This is a genomic window from Anaerotruncus sp. (genome assembly GCF_057433415.1).
The window spans coordinates 26,332-41,825 of the sequence record NZ_DBMDHH010000010.1; the positions used below are offsets into that span (position 1 = coordinate 26,332).

General features: G+C 59.4%; 22 protein-coding genes. 2 read left to right on the plus strand and 20 right to left on the minus strand.

The window, feature by feature from the left end; all coding sequences use genetic code 11:
* Position 1 precedes the first annotated feature (1 nt).
* The 5 genes from ACZO3G_RS04595 to ACZO3G_RS04615 form a co-directional block, all read right to left on the minus strand.
* On the minus strand, positions 2 to 256 hold the full coding sequence (locus tag ACZO3G_RS04595; protein WP_101552942.1) for a helix-hairpin-helix domain-containing protein: 255 nt from the start codon (positions 254 to 256) through the stop codon (positions 2 to 4).
* Positions 253 to 585: a winged helix-turn-helix transcriptional regulator gene (locus ACZO3G_RS04600; RefSeq protein WP_276872564.1), complete on the minus strand. Its 333-nt coding sequence runs from the start codon at positions 583 to 585 to the stop codon at positions 253 to 255. The genes ACZO3G_RS04595 and ACZO3G_RS04600 overlap by 4 nt, the downstream gene beginning before the upstream one ends.
* Before the next feature lie 187 nt (positions 586 to 772).
* Complete coding sequence (locus ACZO3G_RS04605; protein WP_276872563.1) at positions 773 to 1,864, minus strand: FAD-binding protein; 1,092 nt, start codon at positions 1,862 to 1,864, stop codon at positions 773 to 775.
* A gap of 4 nt (positions 1,865 to 1,868) precedes the next feature.
* Complete coding sequence (locus ACZO3G_RS04610; protein ID WP_276872562.1) at positions 1,869 to 2,282, minus strand: DUF3842 family protein; 414 nt, start codon at positions 2,280 to 2,282, stop codon at positions 1,869 to 1,871.
* 154 nt (positions 2,283 to 2,436) lie between these two features.
* Positions 2,437 to 2,949: a COG2426 family protein gene (locus tag ACZO3G_RS04615; protein WP_101552934.1), complete on the minus strand. Its 513-nt coding sequence runs from the start codon at positions 2,947 to 2,949 to the stop codon at positions 2,437 to 2,439.
* A 187-nt stretch (positions 2,950 to 3,136) separates the two neighbouring features.
* Here ACZO3G_RS04615 and ACZO3G_RS04620 point away from each other — a divergent pair, with 187 nt between their 5' ends.
* Positions 3,137 to 3,760 carry a DUF4190 domain-containing protein gene (locus ACZO3G_RS04620; protein ID WP_101552932.1) on the plus strand — a complete coding sequence of 208 codons (624 nt, stop codon included), beginning with the start codon at positions 3,137 to 3,139 and terminating at the stop codon, positions 3,758 to 3,760.
* Positions 3,761 to 3,826: 66 nt separating this feature from the next.
* On the opposite strand, the gene ACZO3G_RS04625 is transcribed toward ACZO3G_RS04620, so the two are convergent.
* From ACZO3G_RS04625 to ACZO3G_RS04680, 12 genes are all read right to left on the minus strand, one after another.
* Positions 3,827 to 4,573, minus strand: coding sequence for a hypothetical protein (locus ACZO3G_RS04625; protein WP_277138583.1), 747 nt, complete (start codon positions 4,571 to 4,573; stop codon positions 3,827 to 3,829).
* Between the two features lie 233 nt (positions 4,574 to 4,806).
* Positions 4,807 to 5,280, minus strand: coding sequence for a thioredoxin-dependent thiol peroxidase (bcp, locus tag ACZO3G_RS04630; protein ID WP_101552928.1), 474 nt, complete (start codon positions 5,278 to 5,280; stop codon positions 4,807 to 4,809).
* Between the two features lies 1 nt (position 5,281).
* Positions 5,282 to 6,031: a peroxide stress protein YaaA gene (gene yaaA / locus ACZO3G_RS04635; RefSeq protein ID WP_277138582.1), complete on the minus strand. Its 750-nt coding sequence runs from the start codon at positions 6,029 to 6,031 to the stop codon at positions 5,282 to 5,284.
* 10 nt (positions 6,032 to 6,041) lie between these two features.
* Positions 6,042 to 6,542 (minus strand): DUF6933 domain-containing protein, encoded by a 501-nt coding sequence (locus ACZO3G_RS04640; protein ID WP_277138581.1) that lies wholly within the window; start codon positions 6,540 to 6,542, stop codon positions 6,042 to 6,044.
* A 4-nt stretch (positions 6,543 to 6,546) separates the two neighbouring features.
* Positions 6,547 to 7,005, minus strand: a complete 459-nt coding sequence (locus tag ACZO3G_RS04645) for a metallophosphoesterase family protein (RefSeq protein WP_277138580.1) — start codon at positions 7,003 to 7,005, stop codon at positions 6,547 to 6,549.
* A gap of 133 nt (positions 7,006 to 7,138) precedes the next feature.
* Positions 7,139 to 7,549 carry a peptide deformylase gene (locus tag ACZO3G_RS04650; protein ID WP_277138579.1) on the minus strand — a complete coding sequence of 137 codons (411 nt, stop codon included), beginning with the start codon at positions 7,547 to 7,549 and terminating at the stop codon, positions 7,139 to 7,141.
* 45 nt (positions 7,550 to 7,594) lie between these two features.
* Positions 7,595 to 8,038: a DUF2871 domain-containing protein gene (locus ACZO3G_RS04655; protein ID WP_277138577.1), complete on the minus strand. Its 444-nt coding sequence runs from the start codon at positions 8,036 to 8,038 to the stop codon at positions 7,595 to 7,597.
* 1 nt (position 8,039) lies between these two features.
* Positions 8,040 to 8,702, minus strand: a complete 663-nt coding sequence (locus tag ACZO3G_RS04660; RefSeq protein ID WP_277138576.1) for a hypothetical protein — start codon at positions 8,700 to 8,702, stop codon at positions 8,040 to 8,042.
* Between the two features lie 70 nt (positions 8,703 to 8,772).
* Positions 8,773 to 9,300: a TetR/AcrR family transcriptional regulator gene (locus tag ACZO3G_RS04665; protein WP_101552915.1), complete on the minus strand. Its 528-nt coding sequence runs from the start codon at positions 9,298 to 9,300 to the stop codon at positions 8,773 to 8,775.
* A 206-nt stretch (positions 9,301 to 9,506) separates the two neighbouring features.
* Entirely contained in the window at positions 9,507 to 10,256 is a 750-nt protein-coding gene (locus ACZO3G_RS04670) for a hypothetical protein (RefSeq protein WP_288234128.1), read from the minus strand.
* Between the two features lie 207 nt (positions 10,257 to 10,463).
* Complete coding sequence (locus ACZO3G_RS04675; protein ID WP_288234127.1) at positions 10,464 to 10,787, minus strand: DUF6076 domain-containing protein; 324 nt, start codon at positions 10,785 to 10,787, stop codon at positions 10,464 to 10,466.
* Between the two features lie 14 nt (positions 10,788 to 10,801).
* The gene (locus ACZO3G_RS04680) at positions 10,802 to 11,380 is read right to left on the minus strand and encodes a hypothetical protein (protein ID WP_146021734.1); all 579 of its coding nucleotides are present in this window, start codon (positions 11,378 to 11,380) and stop codon (positions 10,802 to 10,804) included.
* A 642-nt stretch (positions 11,381 to 12,022) separates the two neighbouring features.
* Between ACZO3G_RS04680 and ACZO3G_RS04685 the strand changes: the two genes are divergently transcribed.
* Complete coding sequence (locus tag ACZO3G_RS04685; RefSeq protein WP_368044109.1) at positions 12,023 to 12,457, plus strand: helix-turn-helix domain-containing protein; 435 nt, start codon at positions 12,023 to 12,025, stop codon at positions 12,455 to 12,457.
* A gap of 389 nt (positions 12,458 to 12,846) precedes the next feature.
* Here the strand turns inward: ACZO3G_RS04685 and ACZO3G_RS04690 are convergent, their stop codons facing one another.
* Genes ACZO3G_RS04690 through ACZO3G_RS04700 form a run of 3 tightly spaced genes read right to left on the minus strand, consistent with a single transcriptional unit; the run spans position 12,847 to position 15,453 of the window.
* Positions 12,847 to 13,425, minus strand: coding sequence for a cytidylate kinase-like family protein (locus ACZO3G_RS04690; RefSeq protein WP_302550008.1), 579 nt, complete (start codon positions 13,423 to 13,425; stop codon positions 12,847 to 12,849).
* Complete coding sequence (locus tag ACZO3G_RS04695; protein WP_302550009.1) at positions 13,418 to 14,836, minus strand: MATE family efflux transporter; 1,419 nt, start codon at positions 14,834 to 14,836, stop codon at positions 13,418 to 13,420. The genes ACZO3G_RS04690 and ACZO3G_RS04695 overlap by 8 nt, the downstream gene beginning before the upstream one ends.
* Positions 14,833 to 15,453: a TetR/AcrR family transcriptional regulator gene (locus ACZO3G_RS04700; protein WP_302550010.1), complete on the minus strand. Its 621-nt coding sequence runs from the start codon at positions 15,451 to 15,453 to the stop codon at positions 14,833 to 14,835. The genes ACZO3G_RS04695 and ACZO3G_RS04700 overlap by 4 nt, the downstream gene beginning before the upstream one ends.
* Positions 15,454 to 15,494 lie beyond the last annotated feature (41 nt).

Here is a 15,494-nt window from a genome sequence, read left to right on the forward strand (position 1 = left end):
GCTACACCTGATCCTTCCAGTACCACCAGCTGCATTTCTCCCGTTCGGGACAATCGGTTTCCGCGAAGTAGACGGCGCAGCGGTAGACGTAGAGCACGCAGCGGTCGAGCACGCCCCCGTGCAGCACGCAGTCACGCTCGTAGAGCTCCTCCGGGTCCTGCCCGCGCAGCGACGCGACCGAGGAGACGCCCAGCCGCAGCAGGTGTTCCTCCATGTTGGACCCGACGCCGGGGATTGTCCGCAGGTCGCTTTTCATGCGACGCCCTCCCCCTGGTCCCGCTGGTACTGCCGGCCCCACACGTTCATCGCGTCGAGCACCGGGCGCAGGCTTTCGCCCGTTTCGGTCAGCGAGTATTCCACCCGCGGCGGCACCTCGGCGTACACCTCCCGGTGCACCAGCCCGTCCGCCTCCATCGCGCGCAGCTGCTGGGTCAGCATCTTCTGGCTGATCGCCGGGATGCTCCGGCGCAGCGCCCCGAACCGCTTGGTCCCGGTCATCAGGTCGCGCAGGATCATCACCTTCCACTTGTCCCCGATGAGCAGGAGCGTCGTCTCCACAGGGCAGCAGGGCAGCGGCTTTGTCATAGGAATTCCTCCAATGCTTTCGTTTTGATACCAGAATTCCAAACTGCATGCAGTATTCGGAATCTTCTGTTACTCCCATAGTAACCCATAGGCGCAAAAAAGTCCAGTCCCGGGGGAACGTTCCGGGAGGGCTTTGAAAAGCCCCCCGGCCCCCAAAACGTTTGACGCGGGCAGGGCGCCGCGCGCGTCAACGCCCGCCGGCCGTGGGGCGGGCCTGCTCGGGCCGCTCCACGCCGATCGCCTCAAGGCCGCTTTTCATCACGAGCCGCCGCAGGCCGGGGTCGTAGAGGAAGGGGCATTTGAGCAGCTTCAGCCACAGCTTGCGGCGCAGCGCGCGGCAGCCGCGCGCGTAAGCGCGGACGGGGTCGCCGTCCCCGTTCAGGGCGCGGGCGAGCCGGGAGCCGCTGAGGATCGCGCTGCTGATCCCCTCCAGGGAGCTCGGGCTGACAAAGCCCGCCGCCTCCCCCGCGAGGAACACGCCGTCCCTTCCCGTGCAGAATTGCCGCCGCCCGGCGGGCCGCAGCAGCAGGCAGGCCTCGGTTTTGACCGGCTCGCCGAACTGGAAGCCGAGCGCCGCGAGCTTTTCCTTCTGCCGCTCGAACCGCGCGCGGCATCCCCGGGCGGGATAGGCGCCCCCGAAGATGAACGACCCGTCCTTGCAGATCGACCAGGAATAGCAGTCGGTGTTCTCCGGGTCGAAGACGCAGGAGTAGAAGGGGTTGGGGTTTTCGTCGGGGAACCACTGCTGGATCGCGACATACCTGCGGATGGAGACCTCCGGGAAGAAGGCCCGCCGCACGAGGGAACCCGCCCCGTCCGCGCCCACGAGGTAACGCGCGGTGATTTCGCGGAGCGCGCCCTCCTTTTCGTAGAGGACGCAAAAGCCCCCGGAAGTCCGCTCGACGCGCCTGCACACGCAGCCCTCCTCCACGCGCACCCCGGCGGGGATGAGCGACCGGAGCCAGCGGTCGAACCGGTGCCGGTCGAGGTTGAGGTACATCCGCTGGTAGTGGCGGGTGAGTCCCGATTTCAGGTCGATGGTGCGCACCGCGAAGATCTGCGGGTCTACGAGCACCTCCTTGGGAAGGGTCAGGTCGAACCGCGCGAGCGCCTTCTGCGCGTCGGGCGCGAGCAGGCCGCCGCACGGCTTTTGGAAGCCGCCCGCCGCCTGTTTTTGATCGATTGCGATCACCCGCAGGCGGCTGTCGAGCAGCCGCGCTGCGGTCGCACCCGCCGGGCCCAGCCCGATGATCGCGACGTCGTATGGTCCCTCCGGCATACCGTCAATCCCTCCCGCAGAAATCCCGCACGCAGGCGACCGCCTCGTCGATATAGCGGGAGAGGGGCAGGTCCTCGATGCCCACGATCGTCATATGCTGCTTGGCGGCGGGGATGAGCACCTTTTTGGCGCGGCTGGCCGCCACGGCGCAGGCCATGCGCGGGGTGATCTCCCCGAGCATCGCGTCGGCCAGGATGATGCCGAGCGGCCCGACGATCACATCGGTGCGCGCGCAGTTGAAGACGACGGCGTTTTCCCCCGTCGCCCCCACGTTGGCGCCCGCCCGCATCATGTTCGCGGTCGCGGCCGAGTTGGTCCCCACCGCCACGAGCTCCGCCTCCGGCAGCTCCGCGCGCAGCTTTTCCGTCAGGCTGCGCCCGATGCCGCCGCCCTGTCCGTCAATCACAATAATCCGCATCCCGTATCCTCCGTTCAACGCTTCTCCGCCGGGCCCGCCCCCGCGGGCGCGGGCCCTCGCAGGTCATAACAGCTCTGCGGATATTATACAACATTCGCGGGGAAAGAAAAAGGGCCGCTTCCCCAAATGGGAAAGCGGCCCTCCGCCTCAAGATTCATGCGGCCCGGGTGACGCACCGGAAGAGCGTTTTCACGCCGACGATCACCCCGTAGGTGCACGCGGTGGTAAAGAGCCCCGAGATCACCGTGCCGACGAGGATGGCGGCCATCGAGCTGCGCCGGTCGAACCCGAGCGCGCCCGCGACGAAGGAGGCGATCCACACGCCGATCCCTGTGAAGGGGATGCCGACGAAGACGGCAAGGATGAACACGGAGCCGTTGCGGAAGAGCCCGGGGTGCTTTTGGGCGAACCGTTCGACCCGCCCGAGTCCGCGCTCGACAAAGCCGACCCTGCGGGCGCGGTCGGCCAGCGGCCCGCTGCCCTTCATCACATAGGGCACGGGCAGGAAGCTGCCCGCCGTCGTGCAGAGGAACGCCTGCTGCCACTTGAGGCGCAGCGCGGCGGCGACCGGGATGGCCAGGCGGTTCTCGGCGATGGGGACCATCGAAAGGAGCAGGACAAAGAGGTCTTTGAGCCAGATTCTCAGCGGCGTCAGCGCAGCGGCCATGATTGTTTCCCTCCCCGTTTTTGGATGGGCGGTGTCCCCTTTGGGCCCGCCGGAAGGTTTTCAGATTGTACCACCGTCATTATAGCATATTCCCGCGGGCAAACCAACCAGAAGGGAAAGATTCCATTTCGCGGGGAATTATGCTATGATTGATAGCGAGGTTCCATCAAAAAGAGGAGGCGTACATATGTCCAGATTCATTGCGGATTACCAGAGCGGCAAGCCCGACGACTTCATCAAGTTCGTCTCGGAGGACTTCTTCGCGAAGGAAGGCTTCCGGCAGGTCAACTACAAAGGCGAGACGGTCTGGAAAAAGGGCGTCGGGTTCCTGACCGCGCCGTCCTTCATCAGTTTTCGCTACTCGCAGGGAAATATTCACCTCGAGGCGTGGATCAAATCGTTCGGCGAGCACGGCCTCGACGGGTTTTACGGCGCGGTTCCCAAAAAGGCGCTCAAAAACCGCGTTGACGCGCTCATGAGCCTGCTCTCGCAGGACGTTCCCGTCCCGGAGGGCGGCGCCGCGCCGCAGCCGGACGCCGCCGCGGCCCCCGCGGCCCCCGTCCCCGTCGAGGTCCACAACCCCACCGGCAAGGCGACCGTCGCCCTCGTGACAGGCATCCTCGGCGTGCTGCTCGCCTTCTTCATCCCGCTGATCGGCGTCATCCTCTCGGCCGTCGCCGTCTCGAGCGGCGCGGTCGGGCGCAAGAGCACGAACAGCGGCCGCGCGACGGCGGGCTATGTCCTCGGCATCATCGGCGTCGTGGTCTCCATCCTGATGTGGCTGCTGAACATCGTCCTCACCGTTCTCTGATCTGATCCCCAAAGGGCGTCCCCGCCATACGGCGGGGACGCCCTTTTCTATTTGGACGCACCCGTGTCAGACTGCGCGGACCTCGTCCGCCGCCTGCGCCTCCTCCCCGTCCGTCCGCGTCCCGCCGGGAGCCCCAAACGGCCAGCCCGCGTATTCCACCTCGCTGATCGCGTCCAACAGGTTCTGGTCCTTGAAATACCCGTCGGAATAGTAATCGATCTTGCTGAACAGCTTCGCCAGCCCGAAGACCAGCAGCCCCAACAGCAGCACCGACGCCGTTGCCACAGGCACCACACCGCTGTCCTGATAGATCAGGCCGGTGATCAGGGCGGCCACGGGCACGCTGATCAGCATGTCGATGATGACCCGGTGAAACCTTGCGTATTTTTCTTCCCGCGCCTTCAAAAGCGTTTCGCATTCGGCCTTCAGCTTTCGCAGCTTCTCCGACCCGTCGATTCCGTGCTTGATCAGGACGGCCCGGATGCCCGCAAGGTATTCGATGTAGTCGCGTTGCTGCTCCGCCAGCTCCTTTTCCCGCGCGGGGAGGTGGTAAAAGAGCTTTTCCCGCGAAAACGACGCGGCCAGCGACAGAAAAAGTACGATGACGGACAGTACCGGCACCAGCGGGCTTTGGGGCATGGTAAACAAAAGCCAGAGCAAGTAGACCGTCAAGCAGATCCCTCCGATCCCCATGACCCACAGGGGCCACCTGATCAGCCGGGACATTTCCGACGGGCTCCGGAAGGACTTCAACCTTTTCGCGGGGTTGGCTTCGTACAGCTCCCGCCGGATATAACGGTATTTGTAGGTCATAAGCGTGCCTCCTCAATCATTCTGAAAACAGTCTACCATAAATTGACCGTCACAAACAGCCCGTCCAAAGCGGCTTTAATAATAAGCCCGGTACGCCCGGGTTTCGCCCCGCTTCCCGGGCTTTTTGCATCCGATTTGCAAAAATTGGACAAAAAAACTGTTGACTACACGACGCCGGAGGAATGCCGGCGGAAAGGCGGGAGGGCGCTGACGCGCCCTCCCGCCTGTTCTTTTTATTTCCCGCCGCGGCGATCCCGGAGATACGCGAGGATTTCCTCCGCGTTGGTGTCCGGCTTAACCTTCGGCATGGCCCTTTCGATCACGCCCTCCCCGTCGATGAGGTAGGTGCTCCGCACGACCCCCATGCTCACCTTTCCGTAGAGCTTCTTCTCCTGCCAGACGCCGTAGGCCTGCAGGACGGTCAGCTCCGGGTCGGAGAGAAGCAGGAAGGGCAGGCCGTGCTTTTCGGCGAATTTCCGGTGGGAGGCGGCGGAATCCCTGCTCACCCCGATGACCACCGCGTCCAGCTCCCGGAACGCGTCGTAGGCCGCCGCGAAGGCGCAGGCCTGACGGGTGCAGCCGGGGGTGTCGTCCCTGGGATAAAAATAGAGCACGACCTTTTTCCCCCGGAAGTCCGACAGGGAGACGGGCCGTCCGTCCTTGTCCGGCAGGGTGAAATCGGGCGCTTTGGTTCCGGCTTCCAGCATATCAGCCATCCTCCTTGATGAATACATAGTGATTTTCCCCGGAACAGCCGGCGTTATACCGGTATCCCAACTCGCGGAACTCCCGGATGTCCCCGGCGGCGGTGACGTTGTTTTCCGCCAGCCACCGCACCATCCGTCCCCGCGCCATCTTGCAGAGCGTCCCCTTTTCGATCACCCGCCCCTCCTTCCACTCCCCGAAGGTGCAGGTGAGGAACCGCACCTGGGGCGGCAGATGCGGCTTCACCGCCCGGCTGTACTCCGCCGATGCAAGGTTGACCAGAAGGTCCGTCTCCCCGGCCAGCGCCCGCGCGGGCTTGTCCCCCCAGAAGCCGTAAAGGTCCCGGTGCCCGTCGACCGGGAGCCTGGCCTGCATCTCGAGCCGGTAGGGGACCACCCCGTCGAAGGGCCGCAGCAGGCCGTAAAAGCCCGAGAGGATGCGCAGGTGCTCCTGAAGGTAGGCGAACTGCCCTGTCTCAAAGACGCCGGGGGCCATGTACTGGTACTGGATGCCCTCGTAGGAGAGGACCGCCGGGGTCAGCCGCCCGCGCAGGTCCATGCGGCGCAGCCGCTTCGCGTTGAGGGCGGCGATCGCGTCGCTGCACTGCCAGAGGGCCTTCAACTCCCGCAGCGGCATCGGGCGCAGGACGGACAGCAGGCGTTCCGCCTCCGGCAAAAACCGGGGCGGGCCGAGGGGTTCGAGGCTGTCGGCGTCCTCATGCATTTTTTTCGCGGGGGATATGATGATCCGCATAGGCGCCTCCTTATCGCAGGCTCCGCGCCAGACGCTGCCGCGCCGGGCCCGTGCCGTCGCACCCGGCGCAGCGGCTGGGCTTTGCGTTGACTTCGCGGTCCAGAAGCGGCTGTTCCCGGCGGGAGGGGTCCAGCGCATGGTCCAGCGCCGTCACATCCTCCCACGCCCGGTTGAGAAAGGCGACCTCCCGCCGCCCGTGCGTCCTCGTCAGCCGGATTTCCCCCGCGTGGCGGAGGTACTCCCCGGCGGTCTCCGACTCGACGCCGGCGGCGTCCAGGCTCCTGCGAAGCCCCTCGAGGAAGGTCGCGGGCAGCGCCTCCCACTCGGCGCCGCTCAGGCCGAAGAGGACGAAGGCGTAGCGGCTGCGGCAGTGGACCGCGAGCAGGCTCTTCCGCCCCCGGAGGGTGATGACGTGCAGGTCCCAGCAGGCCCCGCGGTCGGGCGTCTCTCCGTGGGGGAGGCTGTTCATCTTCAAATGCCGCCGCAGCGGGATCGTCAGTCCCAGTTCCATCGTTTTATCCCTCCCGGGGAAGAAAAATCTTTTCCACGCGGTAACGGCCCGCGTCAACCTCCATCAGGCAGAGGGTGAGCTCCAGGCCGAACCGCCGCCTGCCGCAGCCTCCGGGGTTGAGCCACAGCACCCCGCCCCGGTCCTCCGAGGCGTACTTGTGGGAGTGCCCGCAGACCACCACGTCCACGCCGTTCAGCCCGCGCGGCACGTCCCTCCGGTTGTGCGCCAGGAAGAAGCGCACCCCCTCGATGGTGAACGCGAGCGTCCGGGGAAGGTCCTCCGCCCACGCTCCGTCGTTGTTGCCCCGGACAAGGTGGGGCTCCGCGCAGGCGCGCAGCGCGTCCGCGACTTCCGGGGTGTCGAAATCCCCGGCGTGGACGACGGCGTCCGCCTCGGCCAGCAGGGCCTTGACCTCCTCCCGCAGGAGGCCGTGGGTGTCTGATAACAGGACGATTTTTTTCATGGCCGCCTCCCGCTCCGCAAGGTTCCCGCCGTTATTCTACCATATTCCGCGTTTTTTTGGAACGCCCCGCGTCCCCCGCCGCGGACAAAAAAACGCACCGCGGAAGCGGTGCGTTTTTCCGGGCCCGGAGACCTCAGATGAGGATCCCCTCGCAGTGGTCCACCTCGTGCTGGATGATCTGGGCGGTCCAGCCGGCGAAGGTCTTCAGGCGCGTCTGGAACGATTCGTTCTGGTAACGCACCTTGATGGATTTCCAGCGCTTGACCTTCCGGGTGCCGGAGAGGGAAAGACAGCCCTCCTCCGTCTCATAGGGCTCGGAACGCCTGATGATCTCGGGGTTAAACATCACCGTGTAGTTTCCCTCGTTTTCAAAGGCGATGATGCGTTTGCTGACGCCGATCATATTGGCCGCCATGCCCACGCAGCCCTGTCTGTGGGCCTCCAGCGTGTCCAGCAGGTCCCTCGCGGCGGGCAGGTCGGCCTCCCCGGCCGGTTCGGCCTTCCGCGCCAGGAACGCTTCGTCCCTCATGATTTCCCTTACCATCGGTCTTTCCCCTTTCTCTCCACGGATTCCCGCGCGCCGCGCCCGCTAACGGTGGCCCTGCGCCGCGGTCTCCGCGTGCCGCGCCGCTTTTTTCAGCGACAGAAGGAGCAGGACGACGCCCGTCCCGAGGAGGATATGCCCGATCCCGGCAATCCCGGAGATCGCCGCGTCCATCCCCTTGGAAAGCGGAAGCGCAAGCACCTGAGGGATCCCGCGCGCCACCATCATGACCGCCGTGAGCGGGAGCCCCACGTTGTAGAGATACAGGAAGGCGCGGAAGGATTTGTAACGCTCCAGGCCGTCCCCGCGCCCGGCAAAGAGCGCGACGATCAGAAAGAGGAACATCCCCAGGATAAACAGGTGGGTGTGCACCTTGCCCAGGGCCGTCGCGCCCGTAAAGGCGTTCCACTTGGTAAATTCGCGGTAAAATACGCCGCCCGCCATGGCGAGGACCGCATAAGCAAACGCGAAATTCAGGTATTTTTTCATATCAGCGTTCTCCTTTCATCGCCCGGAAGCCCATTACGACCATCCAGACGTAGACGCAGGTTTTGGGGATCATCAGCATGCCGACCGGCGGCAGGGCGTCGGCAAAGAGCACGACCGGAAGGTAGAAGGCGAAGCTGAGCAGAACGGCGAGCCACAAGAAGCGAAACGCGCGGTCCCCGTGCCGCTTGGCGCTCCGGTAAAAGAGAAGCACGATCAGCAGCCCCAGCAGCGCGAAGGGGATGTTGCGGTAGATCCCCCAGCTGAGCGGCGCGTCGGCGCTGGTCCAGCGGTTCTGCGGCGCCAGGCAGAGGAGGATGCGGGAGAGCGAAAGCGCCCAGACGGCCGCCGTCAGCCCGGCCCGGCCGGTGATCCGGTACCGTGCCCGCCACACATAATAGAGCAGCAGGTAAAAGACGGTCATGGTGATTGAAGTCACCAGCTTCCCGACGCCCAGCGCCGCGGGATAGGATTCCAGCCCCGTGGTGCAGAGCGCGACGGCGCGGGGGATCAGATGGAAGGCGTCCCCGCAGCCGAGGACGACGGCCATGATCCCAAACAGCAGGTACTGTTTTTGACCTTTGCCGCCGCGGATCATCCGATATCCCAGCGTGATGACGGTGGACAGGTAAACGATGTCGAAGAGGGTTTCAAATACTGCCTGCATCGCGGCATCTCCTTTCAAGTTGAACGGCGTTCACAATAAGCGCTTTGAAAACCCGTCCTCAGACGGGCTTTCAGGCCGGATACAGGACCCGGCGGATCACTTCAAGCAGCACCTCGCAGTCGTCCTCCTGCCGGGCCAGCAGCGTCAGAAGGTTGGACAGCACGAAATCGATCAGGTCCGATTCCGAAAACGACGCGGAAAACGCGTCCCTTCTGACGGCCGGGTCCGCCCGGAGCGACTGCGCCATTCCCGCCTTCATGTGGGAAAAATACTGCTCCATGGTTTTGCGCGCCTGTTCCTTGGCGGAGCTGGCGACGCTGATGGAATGCGCCGTGAAAAAATGGGGATACTCCCTGGTCCCCTGCCGGACGCTGTCGAAGATCCAGCGGACATATTCGGGGAAGGGCTTCTGTTCGCAGCACTGCTCCATGTGGAAAATATCCTGCCAGACGCTCTCGATGGTCGCGGTGACCAGGGCGTCCTTCGAGGGAAAGTAGTTGTAGAGCGACCCGAGCGCCACATGGCACGCCTTTGCGACCGAACGCATGTCCAGGGCGGACAGGCCCCGTTCGGACACCATATCCCGGCAGGTTTTCATAATCGCTTCTTTCGACGTCACCACCGTGTTGACCGCAACCACCCCGCTTTCGTAACTGAACAATGTTCATTATAGCGCGCCGCCAGCCGTTTGTCAAGGCGCCGGAATGATTTGCCTCTTTTTTATCCGGTTTCGGGTACGCGGGCCTGTGTCGGAAAACCAGAGGAAGATTATCGTATACGAGAAAAGAATAAGCCGGAAATCCTTTAAGGCGTATCATTGCGCATCGGCTTCCAGCAAAGGTCGGCCGGTTTGACTGCCAGGTACGGCTCGGTCAGCTTGTCCCATTCCTCTTTTGAGATCCATTTGCCCTTATAGATATAATCATCCCGCTCATCATAAATTCCGTTTTCGTCTGTATCGCCTTTCGTGAATTCTATATAAAACTGTGTATCGCCCCAAAAATCCAATACCCTATATTGATAGTCCATATGCGTGGGGGCCGCCCCATATCGGATATATCCCATCGCGCGGTTTTCAAGCGGATAGTTGTAATCGACTCCACGATACCAGAGCATGACCTCCTGATTATAATAAGTATAGATTTCGTAGCTGTTTCCATGACCGGTGGATAGATGCAGCTCGGGAATCCCATCCCCGTTCATGTCGAAAAAGGCATATTTCTCCCATTCGTAAAATTCCCCATCCTCCGTGCGATTGAATAAATCCTCAAAAGGGATCTCTCCTTCGTCGGACCTTGCGTTTCTGCTCCCATTCAAAACCTCAGCATATGCCGCCATCGACTCCTCCAATGTCGGCCATTCGACCTTGGCCCCGCCCTTTGGAGGCGCCTTTTCCGCGGGTACGGCGGGGGAGGCACTTTCCGGCGCTGTCGCCTCCAAGGATGAGCCGCTGGCGAACGGCGGCTCCGCCTGCGGCCCATCGGCGGGCGCAGCGCACGCGCCCAGCAAACAGATCAGTGCCAGAACCGGCACACCGTTCTTTACATGAAGCATGCACAGGCCGCCTTTCCATGCTTTTCTGTGATAATCCCAAATTGCCGCAGTTTGCGGTCAGCGAACTTCCAATCGCTCTATAAAATAATAACATTATAAATTGGTTCTGTCACTATCCACCCTCTTGCTCAGTTGCGGGTATGACGTGGCGGCATAACCAAGAGCCGTTGGTTTATCAACTAAAATGCAAAATAGAAACACTTGCTTTTAAGCCTTAGCGTACTCCTTCTGGGCAGGTGTGACTCCGGCACGCTCCTTCGCCTCTTTCCTGTGGGCGCCCACTTTACGGCAGGTTCGTTCGGTTTCACCCGGCACAATGTTGTTGCAGTAGCAGGTGTTATAGCCCTCGGTCAGCAAAATATAGTGCGTAGGTGCGGCGTAAGAGTCGGTTCCCCTGTGCTTGATCAGCTCAAAGTAAATCTCCAGCATTCCCTTCACCTGCCCCCGGAAGCGGAGGCTCTCCGGGAAATACTCCAGACCATTCAGAAATTTCTGAAATGCAGCATATCCCTCGGAGTTTACATCCAGCACTTCGGTCCCAAGTCTCATGGTTTACCGTAAGTTTGGGCATATATTTTATCCACATAATTTTTTGCAGCGATTATTTCTTTTTCATGTTCGTCATAGTCGTTAACTAAAACGCGGAGAATATCAAGCGGATCCAAATCCTGCCCGAGTATATCCTTTTTTAAAACAGCCAGAATTCTACACCATAAATAAAGTTCAGTTTCGCGCGGTTTGTCATCGTAAAATTTTTGTTGTAACTTGTTCTGTAATGCAAGTATTCGTCCAGTTTCTCTTCCGCCATATTTTAAGGTGTTCATTTTATACTGCGCAATTTTATCAACATAAACTAACTCGCTAAATTTTTTATTATACTTTTGACGTTCTTGTTCTGTTAAATGTAAGTTGTCTTTGATATGAGTAATTCTAACTACATCAAACCAATAATCAAAAATTCCTTTCAAATCTTTCTCATAGTTACTTTTATAGAATTCTAATTCTTTCATCTGATATAAGAATTCTCTATTGCGACTTTCTTCAATCTGCGAGACTTTAATTTGAACACCTGCGACCACTTGTTCTATTGCAGTGCTGATTAGACCCTCACCTGGGATTTCCATTATTTCACCTCCACATTCTAGCTATACCAGTAAAAAAATTTTCTTTGGAAAAGTATATCACATAAAAATAAAGAAAAAAAGGGTAAGTCTCATATGGACTTACCCTTGCAGCAATGCGGTAAAATCACTATTCAGGCAACAAGTTATCGGAGGGAGGAGGCGTGTCTGGGGGAACCGTCAGGGTTCCTACCGCACGCCGGGCGAGCGCAGCGAACAGAGTACCCGCCCGCACACCGAGCCACAGCGAGGCGTTTCGGAGGCCAACCGCCCGCAGGGCGGCTCTTAGGCCGGAGATGCGGCACCAACGGATTTTGAGTGCCTTTAACGAAAGAGAAGATAGCAGAACTGGTCGGAATCCAACAACCACTAAAAGTCTTTTCAACCCGCATGACATAAGGATTTCTGGAAAAACTGGGGGGTTCTCAAGTTCTGATCTTTTTTCAAAATCTCCAGCAGACAATGGTTCTAATGGCATAGCCGCTACGGATTTGACAAATCGAAACCCTATCTTCTTTAAGGCACCCGATTTTGGGTGCCTATTCTTTTGACAGCGAAGGCCGGAGAGGTGATAGAAATGCCTGACCCAATCAGCATCAATTCCAAAGGATATGGAAAAATCCATAAGGCGGTGATGCGCATTCGGTGTTCCCCCTTCTCGCCAAAACCATCTACGCTTACATCTGCGCCTATGCCAGTTGCGGCTGCACGGCGTTCCCCAAGCGGGACAAAATCGTGAGAGACTTGCAGATCAACAAGGATACCTATACCAAGCACATGAGCCGCCTGGTGGAGGACGGGTACATCAGCAGGGAGCGTACCGCGAGCGGGAATCTCTATACCGTTCGGCTGTCCGTCCCTACTTACGCTTCCGCCGCTTCGACGGAAAGCGGCATGACGGGTCTTCTGGTATTTGAAAGCGTGGCGGCCCGCGGCTTCGACACCGTACCGAGGCTGGTCATGCCAGATCGGGACCTTACCGCCCAGGCGAAAGCAATCTACGTCTATTTCGCCTCGTTTGCCGGCGCCGGCATGACGGCATTTCCCCAAAGGGCCGCAATCATGTGGGAGACGGAATGAGATCCGGTGTGCCAAAGCCCATGTGGCTGCTTCGCTCAAAATCCTGCCCAATCAATCGCTTTGTCTCGGCCCCGTCTTGATCGAGGTACCGTTGTCATCGGAAACATTTTGGGGTAAAATGAAAAAAGTTAGTAATCGGAGAGGAGCGGAGCAGATCGAAAAGCTGCCCCCGTTGGAGAGAGTTAACGGTTGTCGTAGAGCGATAAAAGGAAATTCATTTGTAAATTCTATATTTGCGCCGAAAAAAGAACCCAGACAGCCCAAAACGCTGCCTGGGTTTGTTTTACCACGGTTTTGTCCGCGCAGACACTGCCTGCCGCTCCAGCATGGGCGGGACGGCGTACAGTATTGCCAACTGATTTTCTGTTGCCAAAATGTTGCCGCGGAATTTAACGGTAGGCCGATAAAATAACCTGAACGGCCCCGTCGATTCCAAGGCTGCCGCTATCAATGCAGATGTCGAAATACTTTGCCCGTTCTTTTTCTTTCTTTTCATAAAAAGAATAATATGCCATGCGCTTTTTGTCGACCGCATAGAGCCGCTTCTCTGCATTTTCCGGTAGCTCCTGATATTCTTCCACCACACGCCGGATTTTTGTTTCCATATCCGCATAAATAAATACGCGCAGCAAAGGAAGTCTGCCCTTCAGCACCTCGCAGGCGCCGCGGCCCACGATCACGCAAGGCCCGCCGGCAGCCAAGTTACAGATCGCTTCGCGTTGGGCGAGGTACAGCGTATCTTTTACCGGCAGTTCAAAGGGTACGCCCGGGACAATCGAATAAAGACCGTTTCCCGCTCCCCTTAGATCTGCGCCGTCAAACTGTTCCGCGCAGAGGCCGCTTTGACAGACGGCCTCCCGGACGATCTCCTTGTCATAAAAGGGGATATGCAACTGTTCGGAGACAAGTTTTCCAATTTGCCTACCGCCGCTGCCGTGTTGCCGGCTGATCGCAATCACTTTATCCATCTTCACCGCGCCTCCTGGGGTCTGTTTCTTCCTGTCTATTCTCCGCCATTTTTCTTGACGCCGCGCGTTTCATCGGCCTTATCAAAATGACGCAGGTAAGTATCGTCAGTGCGTCGGCGGCCGGCTGTGAAAGGTAGATGCCCGACACGCCGAAAATGCGGGGCAAAAGCAGGATGAACGGGATATAGAACATCCCTTGCCGAATCAAGGATAGGAACAGCCCCATTTTAGAGGAGCCGATTGTCTGAAAGGTAATCGTCATCATGTAGCACAAACCGAAAGCGGGGTACAAAATCACCTGCGAAATCAGCAGCCATTTCCCGAACTCCACCACCGCCGGATTGCGGTTAAACAGCAGTATGAGCGGCTGGGCCAGCAGGATATACGCCGCCGCCACCGCCACGGTCAGCAGCAGCGAGCCTCTGAGCGCAAACCGCGCCGACTGATGAAACCGCTCCTCATTTTTTGCGCCGAAAGCGTAGGAGGCCACCGGCTGGTAACCCTGCATAAAGCCCATGACCACATAGCAGCCGATGAGGATCAACCGCTGCACCACGCCGTAGGCCGCAATGATGAGATCGGAATCCGGCAGGGGCTTTGCCGCGATATTGGTGAGCGAGGTAGCCACTGCAAGACAAATTTGGATGACCGCCGTGGGGATGCCGATGGAGATCACGCTCCACACCAGACCGCCGGAGGGCTTAAAATAGCGGGGTTTGACTTTGATGATGGAACGGCCGCTCAAATAGAACCACAGCAGAATGCCAAAGGTCACAAACTGGGAAAGGGTGGTGGCGAGGGAAGCGCCCTCCACCCCCATATCAAATCCCCAAGAGAACATGAACACCGGGTCCAGCAGCACATTCAGAAGCGCGCCGGCGATCACGGCGACGGAAGAAATTTTTACCGAGGATTCCGCTCTGGCCGCGCAGTTGAGGCTTTGGGCGGGGAGGTTGAACAGCGCGGCGATAAACATCCAAAACGCATAGTCCTTTGCCTGGGGCAAGACCGCGTCTGAGGCGCCGAAAGCCCGCAGCAGCGGTTCCATAAACAGGAGCCCCAAAATGCAGAGGCCGACGCCGATCAGCATGGAGAGCCCGACGATGGTGGTCACCGTTCGGTTGGCGCTCTCCCTGTCATTCGCCCCCAGCTGCCGGCCCGCCAATACCGCCGCGCCCGCCGCAAAAATGTTTTCCACCGAAACCATAATCAGCAGCAGAGGTAAGGTGACGCCCACGGCCGCGAGGGCGATGTCGCTGTCCAGCATCCCGATATACGCGGTGTCCACGATGTTATAGACCGCCTTTGCCAGAAGGGCCAGCGTTGCGGGTACGGCAAGCTTTACGATTGCCTTTTCGGGCGTTGCATCCGATAAAATGGATTCCCGGCCGTTCGTGGCTGTCCCGCTCATATCTCTTCCCCCCGCTCCACCACGCCGTACAGCAAAATATGCAGCGACCGCTTACAGACTTGCTCATGCTGTTTCCACCCGTCGGAATCAAGGTTCTCCATCCGGTACCGAGCGTTGATAAAATCTTGGTACAGCCGGAACACCCCCCCCACCTCGTCCACTGTGACGCCGGGCTGGAGAGGTACCTTTTCCAGCAGTGCGGTCAGCACGAAAACATTCAGCGCGTCAAACTCCGCTTTGATTTCCTGAACGGCATTCTGCAAATGAGTGGGCGGCGAAATGACGGCTTCGCAAAAAAGAGGAAGCAGCTGGGGATTCTTTTCAAAGAAAGCCAGCCGTGTGTCAAAGTAAGATTCCAGGCACTCGCCGGCGGAGCCCTGGAGATCCGCGGCGCCTTCTCTCAGCGCGGCGGTCAAACGGTCAAAGCATGTCTGCAGGCAGGCCAGATAGAGTGCGTCTTTGTCTTTGAAATAGTGATAAAGGATCCCTTTTGAAATGCCGCCTGAATTGCAGATGGTATTGACGGAACTCAGGCCGTAGCCCTGCCGCGCAAACTCTTGCGTAGCGGTATCTAAAATTCTTTGCAGGCTGATAAAATTCTTTTCTTCGCGCTTCATAATGGATACTCCTTAAAGAAATAGACTTATTGGTCTGTTTT